Source organism: Pseudomonas sp. GL_093 (assembly GCF_057837605.1).
This window is the reverse complement of the sequence record NZ_CM174448.1, coordinates 4,032,912-4,048,321: the sequence shown is the minus strand read 5'-3', so window position 1 is coordinate 4,048,321 and position 15,410 is coordinate 4,032,912. Positions and strand designations below refer to the sequence as shown.

Sequence of the window (15,410 nt, the reverse complement as noted above, 5' to 3'; positions counted from 1 at the left end):
CAGAAAACTCAAGGGTTGATCAGTCCTGACGGCTGGTCACTTCCAGCAGGTGGTAACCAAACTGGGTCTTGACCGGGCCTTGCACCACGTTGATCGGTGCGCTGAAGACCACGGCGTCGAATTCCTTGACCATCTGGCCTGGACCGAACGAACCCAGATCACCGCCCTGGCGGCTGGACGGGCAAGTGGAGTTGGCTTTGGCGACTTCGGCGAAATCAGCGCCGCCTTCGATCTGGGTTTTCAATTCGTTGCACTTGGCTTCGCTGGCAACGAGGATGTGACGGGCAGTGGCTTTAGCCATGGTGAAATACTCCTTTCAATGTTCAGTAAAGTGCGGAGCCTACCGGATTCAGTGGTCTATTTCTTCTCAAAGTTCCGTACAGACTATGCAGGACGGTACGGTATTCCTTTATAGGCCGGCATTTCTCAGGCGTTCCGCATGCTGCACATACAGGGCAATCGGGTCGATGCCCTTGCGCAGCGGACCGGCGGTCTGGCTGAGGCTGTCCAGATGATCCAGCGGGTAGTCGGACCGGATGACTTTGCCCAAATGGGAGCTGTAGCGGCCAACCAGGCCATCGTTCTGCTCGGGTTCGGTGGTGAAGTATCGGGAAAAGGCGCGGAGGAACCCGTGCAGCGGACTCAGAGCATCAAGCCCTTTGTCGAGGAGGTCGCCCTGCAGGGTGCCACTCCAGGAGTAATAACGTACGCCGTCGACCCGTTCGCGACCCTTGCCACCCCAGGTTTTCGGCAACCCCTGGGGGTACTTGTCATTGAACGCGCCTACGCCTTCGGTGGTCAGGGCATTCAGCGCGGCGATGGCGTTCTGCGGTAGGTGGCGGTGGCCGCTGAGCAACGATAGAAAGTCTGCAAACAACGTTGCAACCGTCTCGGCGACGTGTTCCGGCAGGCGCCCGGGCGTCAGCGCCTTACGCAAGAAGTCAGCCAGTTCCGAGCCGTGATTCGGTCCGCTGACGGACGTCACCGAAGCGATTGCTTCCGGCGCTGTCGCTGCCGCATAACGTGCAGCGAGTGCGCCTTGGCTGTGGCCGATCAGGTTGACTTTGTTTGCACCGGTTCCTTCCAGTACCCGTTCGATCTGCGCCAGAAGTTGGTCGCCTCGAACTTCATTGCTATGGGTAGCCGACAAGTACGGGATAAGCACTCTTGCGCCTGCACTCCTGAGAGCCTGCTTGACGTCATGAAAGAGTTCGATCTTGCCGATGCGATCGAAGCCGAAGAGCCCGTGGACCAACAGGATCGGATACTGAGTAGTTGCATTCCGTAGCATGTTCTTTCCTTTTTCACAGTCGTTCATAGGGGTGTTGATGGGCTCACTCTAAAGCACACCCGCTGTTCGGCGTTGTATGAAAAAGCCGCTGTAACCTGATGAAAATGGAATAGAAAATGTACGAAAGCTCGAAAGTAGATGAGGTCTTGTTCGGAATATTTGGACATCTTTTTATCTGTAACAGAGCGTTTTCCTGCGATGGCCTACTCAGGGAACACCCTTTGCCTGTTAATCGTGTCTCGATTCCGACGTCCAGTCCTCAATGGGAGGACTGGACGATGGGTGTGGCTCACGCCGATTGTTGATCCTTGCTCTGCGATCTGAGCCGATCGGCGGCCTGGCGCAACAACAATTCCGTCCCGCTCCAGCCAAGGCAGCCGTCCGTGACTGACACGCCGTAACGCATTGACGGGCTCAGCGGTTGGCAGCCTTCGAACAGGTGACTCTCGATCATCATGCCGATCAGTGATCGATCACCTTGCAGGCGCTGTTCAAGCACATCGTTAAACACCGCTGGCTGACGCAACGGGTCTTTGCCGCTGTTGGCATGGCTGCAGTCGACCATGATCCGGGCCGGGATCTTCAGTTTGGTCAAATCGTTGTTCACCCGGGCGACGCTGTCGCGGTCGTAGTTCGGCCCGCGGTGTCCGCCACGCAGCACCAGGTGGGTATCGGGATTGCCCGGCGTTTGAATGATTGCTGGATGCCCCTGGCTGTCGACACCGAAATGGCGATGCGGATGGGCGGCCGAGCGCATGGCGTCGCTGGCCACACCGACACCACCATCGGTGCCGTTCTTGAAGCCGACCGGCATGCTCAGGCCGCTGGCCATTTCACGGTGGATCTGCGATTCGGTGGTGCGAGCGCCAATGGCGACCCAGCTCAGCAGATCGTCGAAGTAGCCGGCAGCCATCGGTTGCAGCAGTTCGGTGGCAATCGGCAGTCCCAGGCGGAGCATTTCGCGCATCAACTCGCGGGACAACGTCAAACCGCCCGCCATGTCATCGCTGCCATCGAGCTGCGGGTCGTAGGCCAGGCCTTTCCAGCCGATGGTGGTGCGGGGTTTTTCGACGTAGGCGCGCATCACCAGCAGCATTTCATCGCTGACGTCGGCGGCGAGGCGGGCGAGGTTGCCGGCGTATTCGAGGGCGGACTGAGGATCGTGAATCGAGCAGGGGCCGACGATGACCAGCAGACGGGAGTCTTCACCGTTGAGGATCGCGCGAACCGCTTGGCGGTGGGCGGCGACTTGCTGGCTCAGGACGTTGCTGAGTGGCAGTTGCTGTTTGAGTTGCAATGAGCTGGGCAGACGCAGGGTCAGCGCTTCATTGGCAGGGCTCAAGGTGGACAGCGGCAGAGCAGAGACGGACGAGTTCATATTCGGGCTTCCTGGGCTGGCGGCGGGTTCGTTCCCGCGCGCTCGGCCCTACTGGGGTGTTCGACAATTGGCCGGATTGGCTGCGTGTGTGTGCTTGCCACCTGTGGGTGACCGATCGGAGGCGGCAGGCTGTCCCGAGCGGAGGCTGCTAAATCGCCAGGCGGTAAAACTGTCGTAACGGTAATAAGTGGCGTAGTTCATTGTTGAATCCTCTGGTTGTCTGGTGTGTCGCTAAAAATGTGCGGGGCTGAAAAAACAAAACCCCCGGTCGGGAAGCCGACCGGGGGTTGAGAATTCTCTGGTGGCGACCCGTTTAAAGTGGGCGCCGTGTGGGTATCAGGCGCGCCAGTGGCTAAACCAATACCCAAAATAAAAGCTGACCGGAGCACAAACGTCATTCACCCGGGCAGCCGCCACCGAGCGCAGGGCGCTGACGGTACGAAGCTGTGAGAGGGGGCTGGACATGGTCTTTCTCCGATGAATGCGCCGAGCTTACTAGAGGCCGGTACACGGATTCAATCAGAAAATGCTATCGATCACCGACGGCATTTTCTATCGCTTGAGTGCGTCGCCGGTTGTGACACACTTTGTGTTTCGCTTACGTACAACGTCACAAGGACGAACCATGACGCCACTGATCATTGCCGCTGCCCAATCGATCTCCATCGCCGGTGACCTTGCCGCAAACATGGTGTGGCATCAGCGCTTCATGCAACTTGCCGCGGAGCAGGGCGTGCAATTGCTGGTGTTCCCGGAGTTATCGCTGACCGGGTACGAGCGTGGACTTGCGGCTGAATTGGCCATTGCGCCAGACGCCGAGGTGCTGCAACCGCTACGGGATTTCGCGCGGGAAGTCGGTGTGACGACTGTCGTCGGGATGCCGATTCGCCTGTCGGAGGATTCACCGGTATTGATTGGGGCGTTGGTGTTGGGCGCTGATGGATCGCTCGGGATCTACAGCAAGCAACATCTACATCCAGGCGAGGAGGTTGCATTTGCACCGGGAACCGGCGGTTCGACCCTGACCATAGGTGCCGATACGGTCGCGTTGGCGGTGTGCGCGGATTTCTCTCACGCCAGTCATGCCGCCGCAGCGGCGCAGCAGGGCGCCGATCTCTATGCGGCGGGCGTGCTGATCACGGAAAACGGCTACGCCCCGGATACCGCGTTGTTGCAAGGCTACGCCAGCACTCATTCGATGGCGGTCCTGATGGCCAACCATGGCGGTGCAACGGGTGGCTGGGAATCGGCAGGACGCAGCGCGATCTGGGCGGCGGACGGCTCGCTGATTGCGTCTGCACCCGGAACCGGTAACCTGATGGTCGTTGCTCGACGCAACGCTGACGGCTGGAAAGGGCAATTAGTGGAGGTTGCATTGGGGTGATGGTATTTGAATTACGTCCGGCGACATCCCGGGACCTCGACTTCGCTCGTGAACTGACCCGCAACAACATGCTCCGCTATTACATTCAGCACGATCTGCTGTGGCAGGACGAAGGGTTCGATGTTGGCTGGGCCGGGCGCAAGAACTGGTTGATTGTAAGTGGCAGTACTGTGTTGGGCTTTTTCAGTCTGAGTCGTGACGCCCAAGCCCTGTACATCCGCGAACTGCACGTCCTCGAAGCGTTTCGAGGGCAGGGCGCCGGTTCCTGGGCGATTGATCAGGTATTCGCCATTGCGTGCCAGGAACGGCGTCCGGCATTGCGTTTGACGGTTTTTGAAAACAATCCCGCGCAAGCGTTGTATGAAAGAAAGGGCCTGAAGGTGGTCGGCACGGACGAGTGTTTCCTGAGAATGCAGCGTGATATCAATGCCTCGCCCGGCTGAAACACGCTTACGACAAGCCTTTCAAGATGTATTGAAACTTTTTATATGACGCTTGCCGCTAGGTCTGCCAGTTGCTTTTTGCTAAGGTGTCGGCAACCCAATAAGACCATTTCGCGAGGTGTCTGCTTGATTAGGGTGCTAGTAGTCGATGATCATGATCTCGTTCGTACAGGCATTACACGAATGCTGGCTGACATCGATGGCCTGCAAGTAGTCGGCCAGGCTGAGTCAGGCGAAGAATCCCTGCTCAAGGCGCGTGAGTTGAAACCCGATGTGGTACTGATGGACGTCAAGATGCCCGGCATCGGCGGTCTTGAAGCCACGCGCAAATTATTGCGCAGTCATCCGGATATCAAAGTCGTCGCGGTCACCGTGTGCGAAGAAGATCCGTTTCCGACTCGGTTGTTGCAGGCAGGGGCCGCGGGCTATCTGACCAAGGGCGCCGGATTGCCGGAAATGGTCCAGGCCATCCGCCTGGTGTTTGCCGGGCAGCGCTATATCAGTCCGCAAATTGCACAGCAACTGGCGATCAAATCCTTCCAGCCGACCAATGATTCGCCTTTCGACGCCTTGTCGGAGCGGGAAATCCAGATCGCGCTGATGATTGTCGGCTGCCAGAAGGTCCAGATCATTTCCGACAAACTGTGTCTGTCGCCAAAAACCGTGAACACTTACCGTTACCGCATTTTCGAAAAGCTTTCGATCAGCAGCGATGTCGAGTTGACGCTGTTGGCGGTTCGTCACGGCATGGTCGATGCCAGTCTCTGAAAATGACTGAAGTCTTCGATCCAAGCGCCTTTCTGTCGACGGTCAGTGGGCGTCCCGGTGTGTATCGCATGTTCGACAGCGAGGCACGCCTGCTCTACGTCGGCAAGGCCAAGAACCTCAAGAATCGCCTGTCGAGTTACTTCCGCAAATCCGGTCTTGCGCCCAAGACCGCGGCGCTGGTCGCGCGTATCGCTCAGGTCGAAACGACGATTACGGCCAATGAAACCGAAGCCTTGTTGCTTGAGCAGACGCTGATCAAGGAGTGGCGTCCGCCCTACAACATCCTGCTGCGCGACGATAAATCCTACCCCTACGTCTTTCTCTCGGATGGTCAGTTTCCACGCTTGAGCATCCATCGCGGTGCAAAAAAGGCCAAGGGCAAATATTTCGGCCCTTATCCCAGCGCCGGTGCGATTCGCGAAAGCCTGAGCTTGCTGCAGAAGACGTTTTTTGTTCGTCAGTGCGAAGACAGCTATTACAAGAACCGCACACGCCCTTGTCTGCAATACCAGATCAAGCGCTGCAAGGCGCCCTGTGTCGGGCTGGTGGAACCTGAGGTATACGCTGAAGACGTACGGCACTCGGTGATGTTCCTTGAGGGGCGCAGCAATGCGCTGACGGATGAATTGTCCGCAGGAATGGAAGAGGCGGCGATCAACCTCGAGTTCGAGCGTGCGGCCGAGTTGCGCGATCAGATTTCATTACTGCGCCGGGTCCAGGACCAGCAAAGCATGGAAGGCGGGACGGGCGATGTCGACGTGATCGCAGCGTTTGTCAATCCGGGTGGTGCCTGCGTTCATTTGATCAGTGTGCGTGGCGGGCGGGTGCTGGGGAGCAAGAACTTCTTTCCGCAGGTGGGTATTGAAGAGGACGTTTCTGAAGTCATGGCGGCGTTTCTCGGCCAGTACTTCATCAGCAGTCCCGAGCGCGACTTGCCGAGCGAACTGATCGTCAACGTGGTTCACGAAGACTTCCCGACCCTGATTGCGGCCATCGATGAGCTGCGCGGTCGCGAATTGACCATCAGTCATAGGGTTCGTGGTACGCGAGCACGTTGGCAACAGTTGGCGGTCACCAATGCCGAGCAGGCGCTGGGAGCGCGACTGGCCAACCGTCAACACGTTGCTGCACGTTTCGATGCCCTGGCGGAGGTGTTGAACCTGGATGAGCCACCGCAGCGCCTGGAGTGTTACGACATCAGTCACTCCAGTGGCGAAGCGACCGTGGCCTCCTGCGTGGTGTTCGGCCCCGAAGGTCCGATCAAGTCCGACTACCGTCGCTACAACATTGAAGGCGTCACCCCGGGTGATGACTACGCCGCGATGCACCAGGCCCTGACCCGACGCTTCAGCAAACTGAAGGACGGGGAGGGCAAGCTACCGGACATTTTGCTGGTGGACGGTGGCAAGGGGCAGCTGTCCATGGCCCGCGACGTGCTCAATGAATTGGCCGTGCCTGATCTGATTTTGCTGGGCGTAGCCAAGGGCGCCACGCGCAAGGCCGGTTTCGAAACTCTGTATCTGAATGATGCTGCCCACGAATTCACCTTGCGCGGTGATTCCCCCGCGCTGCATTTGATCCAGCAGATACGCGACGAAGCTCACCGTTTCGCGATTACCGGGCACCGCGCCCGTCGTGGCAAAACTCGCCGCACGTCTACACTGGAGGGCGTTGCCGGTGTCGGACCGACCCGTCGCCGCGATTTGTTGAAACATTTTGGTGGATTGCAGGAGCTGTCTCGTGCCAGCATCGAAGAGATCGCCAAAGCACCCGGGATCAGTAAAAAGCTCGCAGAGTTGATTTATGCCAATCTGCACAGCGAGTAGAATGCCCCCTCACCTCGTAGCCAGTTGTGCCGATGAATATCCCTAATCTGATTACCGTACTACGCGTCCTGCTCATTCCGATCTTCATTTTACTGTTCTACCTGCCGTATCAATGGAGCTACCTCGCGTCCGCCTCGGTGTTCGCATTTGCCGCTGCCACAGACTGGCTGGATGGGTATCTGGCCCGCCGACTGGAACAGAGCACACCGTTCGGGGCTTTCCTTGATCCCGTGGCTGACAAGCTGATGGTCGCCGTTGCGTTGGTATTGCTGGTGCAAGAACATGGCAACCTGTGGCTCACGCTGCCGGCCGCCGTGATCATCGGTCGCGAGATTGTCGTCTCGGCACTTCGCGAATGGATGGCCGAACTCGGCGCCCGCGCTCACGTCGCGGTGTCGAACCTGGGCAAATGGAAGACCGCCGCGCAAATGCTGGCGCTGGTGATCCTGCTGGCCAATCCGTCGGATTTCACGTTCTGGGTGCTGCTGGGTTACGCCTTGCTGCTGATATCTGCGGGCCTGACGTTGTGGTCCATGGTCCAGTATTTGCGGGCTGCCTGGCCGCATCTGAAGACCGATGTGGAAAAGAAATAAACTTTTTTGAATCAAGGGGTTGACGGGGCATCTGGATTCTATAGAATGCGCCACACCAAGACGCGGGAATAGCTCAGTTGGTAGAGCACGACCTTGCCAAGGTCGGGGTCGCGAGTTCGAGTCTCGTTTCCCGCTCCAAGATTCACAAAAAACGCCACTCAATGAGTGGCGTTTTTTTGTGCGCGATATTTACGTTCAGCGTTGAAAAGAGGGGTTTCGACCTCTATTTTCGTTCCGGTGAGTTCTGCTGAAAACCATACCAGACACGTTTTCGATCATGAACATAGCTGCCCGTCACCAAAGGCAGCTATCGGCTGTACTGGACATTTGAAACCTACGAGAACGCCGTAAGAATTCACCCCCTCGCCGCGCAGACAATGACTTCCACCAACAACCGAGGATCTGCCAGTTTCGCCTCGCCACAGGCGCGTGCCGGTGCATGCCCCGTCGGTACCCAGGCATCCCATACGGCGTTCATCGCCTCAAAGTCTGCCATGTCGGCCAGCCAGATGGTTGTTTGCAGCAAGTGTTCCCGGGCCGAGCCGGCTTCTTTGAGCAAGGCATCGACTTTTGCCAGAGCATCGCGAGTCTGATCGGCGACAGTGTTATGGACCGCGCCGACCTGGCCGGCGAGGAACACGGTGTTGCCGTGAATGACGATTTGACTCATGCGCTGATTGGTGTGTTTGCGCTCGATGGTTGGCATCAATTGCTCTCCTGTGGAATGGCGTGGCTTAAAAACGTTGCACGGAAAAACTGTCGAGCCAGCCTGGGGCCTTGCCGGCGATGCAGTCGGCGACCAACTGACCGGTTGCCCCGGCCAGGGTCAGGCCCAGGTGCTGGTGGCCAAAGGCGTAGATCATCCTCGGTTCGTTCGGCGACGGGCCAATGACCGGTAACGAGTCGGGTAAGGAAGGACGGAACCCGAGCCATTTGCGGGCGACAGGTTCTGTCAGGCCCATAACGTGGCGCACATGTCGCTCCAGATAGTCGAAGCGCTTTGGATTGGCCGGGTCGTCGATCGAGCCGAGCTCCACCGTGCCCGCCACCCTCAGTCGCCCGGCCATGGGCGTCATATAGAACGCGCTTTCCACCGGGCAGCAGGGGCGGTTGAGCAAGGTGTCTTGCAGGTCGAATTCGATGTGATAACCGCGCTCGGTATCCAGCGGAATGTGATCCCCGACCTGACGTGCCAGCGCAGCCGACCAGGCGCCGCCGCACAGCACAACCCTATCGGCGCGGTAGGTCTGACCTTCGGCGCTGCGCAGGTGCAGGCCATCGGTCTGGCGTTGCACACCGGTGATCGTCGCCTGACGCAACGCGCCTTCGGCAATCAGTGGCGCGGCCAGCGCTTCAATGAAGGCTCGCGGGTCATCCATGTGTGACGACTCTGGAAACAGAATGCCCGCCACCGTTTTACCCGCGAGGGCCGGTTCCAATTGGTCCACTTCGGCTGGCTTCAATACCTGTTGCGCAATGCCCAGGGATCGGCGCAACTCGATGGCCGCTTGCGCACCGGCGAAACCTTGTTCGGTTCCGTAGGCGTAGAGGCAGCCGTTGTGACGCAAATGTTGATCAGCCTGCGGGCAGTCGACCAGTAACGGCGCGTAACCGCTGTAGGTGTGCTCGAGTATTTTGGTCAGGGCCAGGGTGTTGGCTTCGCAGCGCGAAGCGCGACATTCGTTGAGAAACCGCAGTAGCCAGGGCATCAAACGGGGCAGGCGCGCCCAGTTGATGACGAAGGGCGACTCCTGCGAAAACAGCAGCGACGGAATCGCCTTCAACAGCGATGGCTGGGCAATCGGCATTACGCCGTAAGGCGCCAGCGTGCCGGCATTGCCGTAGGACGCGCCGCTGGCAATCGCATCGCGCTCGAGCAACAACACCTGGTAACCCTGGCGACGAAGCCAGAGTGCGGTGGCAACGCCGACAACGCCTGCGCCGATTACGGCAATTTCACAATGAACTGGCTGTGTCATGTCCTCAGATCCGGTTGTGCATATAGAGATGACCTTGGCGTGCCAGTTGGCTGATAACGCCCAGGGCTTTGATCAGCTGCTCCCGTGACAGGGCCGCCGAGATGTTGATTCGCACCGCTTGCGGTGAGAGCTCCGGACGCAAGGTGAAGGCGCCTCCGGCGAGCAGCACTACGCCTCGGTCCTGACACAGACGGGCGAAACGCGAGCCGGTCCAGGGTTCCGGCAGGACCAGCCAGGCGTGGGTGCCGGTGGCGCTGTGCTGGAACTCCAGGCCTTCAAGGTGAGTGGCGAGCAGCGCCTGGCGGATATGCAGTTCTTCGCGTTGTTCCGAGACCAGCTGGTCGGCATGACCGTCCTCGATCAACCGGGTGGCGATCAGCGCCGTCAGCGGCGAAGTGCTCCAGCAGTCGATGCGCTGCATGGCGGCGATGTCTTGCACCAGCGGCTGAGGCGCCATGACAAACCCCATGCGCAACCCCGGCGCGATGCATTTGGACAGAGCGGAAATGTAAATCGTGCGCTCCGGCATCAGGGACGCGAAGGAGGGAGGCGACTGATCCAGCAGCGGTCGATACACGTCGTCTTCAATGACCAGCAAGTTGGTTTGCCGAATCACTGCGGCCAGTTCTTCGCGGCGCTCGGCGTCCAGCGTGATGGCAGTCGGGTTATGGATCGACGGCACCAGAAACAACAGCCGTGGCTGATGTTCGGCACACGCCAGGCGCAACGCTTCGGGCGACATGCCGCGTGCATCGGCGTCGACCCCGATCAGGATCAGACCCAGCGAGCGGCACAAAGCATTGATGCCTTGATAGGTCACGCTGTCGGCCAGCACGGTATCGCCGCTGTTGGTCAGGCTGCGCAAGGTATTGGCGATGCCATGCTGGGCGCCTTCGACGATCAGCATCTGCGAGGCCTGAGCCTCGACGCCGGTATGACGCAACCATTGTGCGGCGGCTTCACGGGCCCAAAGCGGGCCTTCGGACGGGTGATAGTCCTTCATGTCGCCAAAGCGCGGGTCGCTGGAAAGACGTGGCAGCAACTGCGCCAGCACCCGATTGAAACCGTCGGTGGCCGGACGGTTGACGCTCAGGTCGACGGTCCCCGGGTCATTGCTCGGTGCCGACTGGAATTGGGCGGCCGGATGCCGTGGCTGCGCGACTTGCGTGCCACGCCCCGGACGGCTTTCGACCAAGCCTTTTTGTTGCAGGACGGCCATGGCTTTGGTCACCGTAGTGATGTTCACCCCCAGCGCACTGGCGAACTCGCGATGAGGCGGCAGGCGCTCGCCCGGCTTGAGTTTGCCGTTGCCGATCGCTTCGGCCAGTGAATCGGCCAATTGGGCGTAAAGGGTTCCCGCTTTGTCGCGCTGCAAAGCCGCATTGGCTTTCAGTTCGTCCAGCAGTTGTTCGAATTGACTCATGGTGCTTTATCCCTGCTTGTCATGCTTGTAGCAAGACAATAAGCAAATTTGTATTGCTTTTTATCCGATACAAAGCCCATTGACAAGCTAAAAAACCGTGATTAGTGTGTTAGTTGTAATGCTTGTCATGCAACACAATAAGAAAATGGCTGCCATGCTCAGCCCAACGGGTACGCACATGACTATCGAAACGTTCCAGCCGGGCTCGCCCTCGGCGCCCCGGCACCACCGACTGTTCAGCCTGTCCGCGGGCGGCACAGAGTATCCGGTGTGTTGTCCCCCTCGTGCAAAGTCTTCGATGAAATTATCCGGTCGATCGACCCCACCCAATAAAGCGGAGGTCATCCTATGAACCACGCCCACCCAACCGATACAAACCCCGGTCAACAACGCCTCAGCGGGGCCTTGCGCCAGCGCCATATCACGATGATCTCCCTCGGCGGGATCATTGGCGCAGGCTTGTTTGTCGGCAGTAGCGCGACGATTCAGGCGATTGGGCCGGCGGCCTTCCTGAGTTATCTCGCTGCCGGCATCGTGGTGATGTTGGTTATGCGCATGCTCGGAGAAATGGCCGTGGCCTTGCCCGGCGTCGGCTCCTTTACCGAATACGCCCGAATTGGCCTGGGAAATTGGGTCGGGTTCACCAGTGGCTGGTTGTACTGGTACTTCTGGGTGATTGTGGTGGCGGTGGAAGCGGTGGTCGGCGCCAACATTCTCCAGCAATGGATACCGTTGCCGGCGTGGATGATCGGTTTGAGCCTGTTGGCGATCATGACCGCCATCAATTGCCTGTCGGTGAAGTCCTACGGCGAATTCGAGTACTGGTTCGCTTCATTGAAAGTGTTCGCGATCATTGTCTTCATCTTCGTGGTCGGCGCCTACCTCTTCGGTTTCGCGCCGAGCACCAGCGACCTGTTGGGCAACCTGGTGAATGACCGCGGCTTCATGCCTTACGGCGTGAGTGCGATTCTGGCCGGTGTACCGACGGTGATCTTCGCCGTGGGTGGCGCCGAGATCGCGACCATCGCCGCCGCTGAATCCGACGACCCCTCGAAGAACGTGGCGAACATGACCCGTTCGGTGATCTTCCGCGTCATCACGTTCTATGTCGGCTCGATCTTCCTGATCGTCTGCGTGGTGCCCTGGGGGCAAATCGTTGCCGGTCACTCGCCGTTCGTGGCGGCGCTTGAAGTCATGCGTATTCCCGGCGCGGCGATGATCATGCAAGCGGTGGTGCTGGTGGCCGTGCTCTCGGCGCTGAACTCCGGGTTGTACGTGTCTTCGCGGATTCTGTTCGGCCTCAGCCAGCGCGGTGATGCACCGGCGAAACTGTCGACGCTCACCGGCCGCAAAGTACCAAGGGCGGCGGTGCTGCTCAGCAGTGTGATCGGCTACATCGCCATCATGGCGGCGATCATTTCTCCGGAAGGTGTGTTCCTGTTTCTGGTCAACGCGTCGGGTGCGGTGATGTTGTTCGTGTACCTCGCAGTAGCGCTCGCGCAAATCAAGGTTCGCCGTCAGGTAGAAGCCACGGCGCCGGCCCGACTGACCCTCAAGATGTGGCTGTTCCCGTGGCTGTCCTATGCTGTGGTGGCAGTCATTGCGAGTGTTTTGGTCGCCATGGCGTTCCAGGAATCCTTGCGTACGCAGTTCCTCGCCAGCCTGGTCAGTCTCGGCGTGGTTTCTGTCGCCTATCTGATACTCAAGCGCCGTCGCCAGCAGCTCAGCAAGCCCCACGTCAACGCCATCGACATCCTGGCGGGCTTGTCGACACGGTCATAGAACACAGGGACATCCAGCCAGGGACGGCGATTGAGTGGTAAGGCTTGTACCGGTCAAAACAACAATTTCTCCATAGGTGATCTATGTCCGACTTCAAGTTTGATACCCAAGGTTTCTCCCGACGCGGTCTCCTCAAGGCCACTGGCTACGGTTCGTTAGCGGCATTGGCGGCAAGCGCGATGGGCCCGATGTCCTTCGCTTTCGCGGCCGGAAAACCGATCAAGACCGTGCGCGAGGGCTACCTGACCGCGGCTTGCCTGGGCGACATGCCCCTGGGCGCGCTGCGCGAAGGCACACCCGTCGGCACCGATCTGGAATTGCTGAAGATCATCGCCGATCGCCTCGAGCTCAAGCTCGACGTGCTGACCATGGGGTTCCCGGCGGTGGTGGAAGCGGTGAGGTCGGGGCGCGCCGACTGGTTCGGTGGCAACTTCGCCTGGAACCCGATGCGCTCCAAGATCCTGCTGTTGACCGACCCGGTGTTCTACACCGGTGCCTACGTGATCATGCGCGACAACGAGCCATTCGATACCGCCATCACCGTGAACGACGTGAAGGGCCGCACCATCGGCGCCATCACAGGCTATTTCACTATCCCGGACATGAAGAAAATCGACGGCGTGAAGGAGGTGAAACTCTACGACAACACCGATTCCTGCCTGCGTGACGTGCGTGCCGGGCGCCTGGATTTTGCCGTGCTGGATGCCCCAACCATCGACTACATGATCCTTCAGGACCCCAGCCTCAAGCTCAAACAAATCCCCATGTCCTACGATGAAAAATTCCCCAGCCTGACCGCCAAGTTCGAGGCGATCTGGGGTGTTCATCCGCAGAACCAGGACTTGTTCGATGGTGTGAACCAGGGGCTGCGCTGGTTGAAAGCCACGGATCAGATCAAACCGATCCTCGCCAAATACGGGATCAAGAACCCCGACTACCTTGTGCCTCCGACCAAGGACCCGCGCATCGGCGTGGACCGGGATGAGAAGGGCAACCTCATCGGCCCGTTCGAACACCCGGCGCGAGATTTCAGTCAGGCCTTTGCCTGAGTCATTACGTCATCTACTTACGGACATTGCTCATGGCTGAATCAACTCCACTGGTGCGGATCGAGGGGCTCTACAAGTCCTTCGGCAACCTGGACGTGCTCAAAGGCATCGACCTCAACGTACAGCAGGGCCAGAAGATCTCGCTCATCGGCCCCAGCGGCTCGGGCAAGACCACCTTGCTGCGCTGCGTCAATTACCTGGAAGAGCCGACCAAAGGCGACATTTACATCGATAACGAACTGATCGGTCAGCGGCTGGTGGGCACCCGAAAAGTGCCCATGAGCGACAAGGAGCTGGCGCGGATGCGCACCGAGATCGGCATGGTGTTCCAGCGTTTCAACCTGTTTCCGCACCTCTCGGTGCTGGACAACATCATCCTCGGCCCACTCAAGGTGCAACAACGCAGCCGCGCGGAAGCGGTGGAACTGGCTGAGGATCTGCTGAACAAGGTCGGTATGTTCGCCAAGCGTGACGTGTACCCGGAACAGCTCTCGGGTGGGCAACAGCAACGCATCGCCATCGCCCGGGCGCTGGCGATGCAACCCAAGTTGATGCTGTTCGACGAGGCCACCTCGGCGCTGGACCCGGAGCTGGTGGGTGAAGTGCTGACCGTCATGCGCAAGCTGGCGGAGGAGGGCATGACGATGATTATCGTGACCCACGAAATGCACTTCGCCGAAAGCGTCTCCGATCAGGTGATCTTCATGGCCGACGGCAACATTGTCGAACAGGGCCCGCCCCGGCAGATCTTCCGCGAGAGCCAGATCGAACGCACCCGGAACTTCATCCGCGCCGTGCAGGAGCACTGATCGATGTTCGATTACACTGCACTGCACAAAGCCGTCGAAATGCTCCCGTACTTTTTGAATGTGCTGGGCATCGGTGCACTGACGACTGTCGGTCTGACGGCTGCCGCGTTTGTGGTCGCGACGTTGCTGGGGTTTTGCCTGGCGTTGATGCGGCTCTCGCGCAGCCGCGTGCTGAGCCTGATTGCCAGCGTGTACCTGGAGGTGTTTCGCAACATACCGATCCTGACCCAGCTGTTCATCCTGTACTTCGGGTTGACCTACATCGGCATCACCTTGCCGGCCATCGGTGCAGCGATTATCGGTTTCGGTCTGAACGGTGCCGCGATTCTTTCGGAGGTGTTTCGGTCGAGCATCCGCACCATCGATCGTGGGCAAAGCGAAGCGGCATTTTCCATTGGCATGACCCGTTCCCTGGCGATGCGCATCATCGTGCTGCCCCAGGCGTTCAAGGTCGCGATTCCGGGGATGGCCAACTTCGCCATCGGCTTGCTCAAGGACACGTCCCTGGCGTCGGCGGCAGCCGTACCGGAATTGACGTTCAAGGCAAAAATGCTGGTTAGCGAAACCTACCAGACCAACCTGATCTACTTCCTGTTGGCAATGATCTACCTGGTGTTGAGTCTTGTGCTTTCCCATTGGGCGGCGCGCACCGAACGCCGTCTCAAAGTCGTCAAGGAGAACTGAT

Annotated in this window: 15 protein-coding genes and 1 tRNA gene; 10 read left to right on the top strand and 6 right to left on the bottom strand. The window is 59.1% G+C overall.

Going from position 1 to position 15,410, the window contains the following annotated elements:
• Window positions 1–19 precede the first annotated feature (19 nt).
• The 3 genes from AC3IUE_RS18500 to AC3IUE_RS18490 form a co-directional block, all read right to left on the bottom strand.
• Window positions 20–301: a peptidylprolyl isomerase gene (locus AC3IUE_RS18500; protein WP_056741530.1), complete on the bottom strand. Its 282-nt coding sequence runs from the start codon at window positions 299–301 to the stop codon at window positions 20–22.
• Between the two features lie 108 nt (window positions 302–409).
• Window positions 410–1,291 (bottom strand): lipase family alpha/beta hydrolase, encoded by an 882-nt coding sequence (locus AC3IUE_RS18495; RefSeq protein WP_489263233.1) that lies wholly within the window; start codon window positions 1,289–1,291, stop codon window positions 410–412.
• A gap of 289 nt (window positions 1,292–1,580) precedes the next feature.
• A complete protein-coding gene (locus AC3IUE_RS18490) occupies window positions 1,581–2,669 on the bottom strand; it encodes a 3-deoxy-7-phosphoheptulonate synthase (RefSeq protein WP_489263232.1) in 1,089 nt (362 codons plus the stop codon).
• A gap of 625 nt (window positions 2,670–3,294) precedes the next feature.
• On the opposite strand from AC3IUE_RS18490, the gene AC3IUE_RS18485 reads away from it, so the two are divergent.
• From AC3IUE_RS18485 to AC3IUE_RS18460, 6 genes are all read left to right on the top strand, one after another.
• Complete coding sequence (locus AC3IUE_RS18485) at window positions 3,295–4,053, top strand: carbon-nitrogen hydrolase family protein (RefSeq protein WP_489263231.1); 759 nt, start codon at window positions 3,295–3,297, stop codon at window positions 4,051–4,053.
• Complete coding sequence (locus AC3IUE_RS18480) at window positions 4,053–4,496, top strand: GNAT family N-acetyltransferase (RefSeq protein ID WP_489263230.1); 444 nt, start codon at window positions 4,053–4,055, stop codon at window positions 4,494–4,496. The genes AC3IUE_RS18485 and AC3IUE_RS18480 overlap by 1 nt, the downstream gene beginning before the upstream one ends.
• Window positions 4,497–4,622: 126 nt before the next feature.
• The gene (gene gacA, locus AC3IUE_RS18475; RefSeq protein WP_008015884.1) at window positions 4,623–5,264 is read left to right on the top strand and encodes a response regulator transcription factor GacA; all 642 of its coding nucleotides are present in this window, start codon (window positions 4,623–4,625) and stop codon (window positions 5,262–5,264) included.
• Window positions 5,265–5,266: 2 nt separating this feature from the next.
• Window positions 5,267–7,090: an excinuclease ABC subunit UvrC gene (gene uvrC / locus AC3IUE_RS18470; protein ID WP_056741535.1), complete on the top strand. Its 1,824-nt coding sequence runs from the start codon at window positions 5,267–5,269 to the stop codon at window positions 7,088–7,090.
• Between the two features lie 32 nt (window positions 7,091–7,122).
• Window positions 7,123–7,683, top strand: coding sequence for a CDP-diacylglycerol--glycerol-3-phosphate 3-phosphatidyltransferase (gene pgsA, locus AC3IUE_RS18465; protein WP_008150904.1), 561 nt, complete (start codon window positions 7,123–7,125; stop codon window positions 7,681–7,683).
• A 62-nt stretch (window positions 7,684–7,745) separates the two neighbouring features.
• Window positions 7,746–7,821, top strand: a tRNA-Gly gene (locus AC3IUE_RS18460).
• A 217-nt stretch (window positions 7,822–8,038) separates the two neighbouring features.
• On the opposite strand, the gene AC3IUE_RS18455 is transcribed toward AC3IUE_RS18460, so the two are convergent.
• Genes AC3IUE_RS18455 through AC3IUE_RS18445 form a run of 3 tightly spaced genes read right to left on the bottom strand, consistent with a single transcriptional unit; the run spans window position 8,039 to window position 11,085 of the window.
• Window positions 8,039–8,389: a RidA family protein gene (locus AC3IUE_RS18455; RefSeq protein WP_489263229.1), complete on the bottom strand. Its 351-nt coding sequence runs from the start codon at window positions 8,387–8,389 to the stop codon at window positions 8,039–8,041.
• A gap of 28 nt (window positions 8,390–8,417) precedes the next feature.
• On the bottom strand, window positions 8,418–9,662 hold the full coding sequence (locus AC3IUE_RS18450) for an NAD(P)/FAD-dependent oxidoreductase (RefSeq protein WP_489263228.1): 1,245 nt from the start codon (window positions 9,660–9,662) through the stop codon (window positions 8,418–8,420).
• Window positions 9,663–9,666: 4 nt separating this feature from the next.
• Window positions 9,667–11,085 (bottom strand): aminotransferase-like domain-containing protein, encoded by a 1,419-nt coding sequence (locus AC3IUE_RS18445; RefSeq protein ID WP_489263227.1) that lies wholly within the window; start codon window positions 11,083–11,085, stop codon window positions 9,667–9,669.
• A gap of 348 nt (window positions 11,086–11,433) precedes the next feature.
• Between AC3IUE_RS18445 and AC3IUE_RS18440 the strand changes: the two genes are divergently transcribed.
• The 4 genes from AC3IUE_RS18440 to AC3IUE_RS18425 all read left to right on the top strand — a co-directional run bounded on the left by AC3IUE_RS18440 (window position 11,434) and on the right by AC3IUE_RS18425 (window position 15,409).
• Window positions 11,434–12,867, top strand: a complete 1,434-nt coding sequence (locus AC3IUE_RS18440; RefSeq protein WP_489263226.1) for an amino acid permease — start codon at window positions 11,434–11,436, stop codon at window positions 12,865–12,867.
• An 83-nt stretch (window positions 12,868–12,950) separates the two neighbouring features.
• Entirely contained in the window at window positions 12,951–13,916 is a 966-nt protein-coding gene (locus AC3IUE_RS18435) for an ABC transporter substrate-binding protein (RefSeq protein WP_489263225.1), read from the top strand.
• Between the two features lie 32 nt (window positions 13,917–13,948).
• A complete protein-coding gene (locus AC3IUE_RS18430) occupies window positions 13,949–14,725 on the top strand; it encodes an amino acid ABC transporter ATP-binding protein (protein ID WP_489263224.1) in 777 nt (258 codons plus the stop codon).
• A 3-nt stretch (window positions 14,726–14,728) separates the two neighbouring features.
• Entirely contained in the window at window positions 14,729–15,409 is a 681-nt protein-coding gene (locus AC3IUE_RS18425; RefSeq protein ID WP_489263223.1) for an amino acid ABC transporter permease, read from the top strand.
• The last annotated feature ends 1 nt before the right edge of the window (window position 15,410 follow it).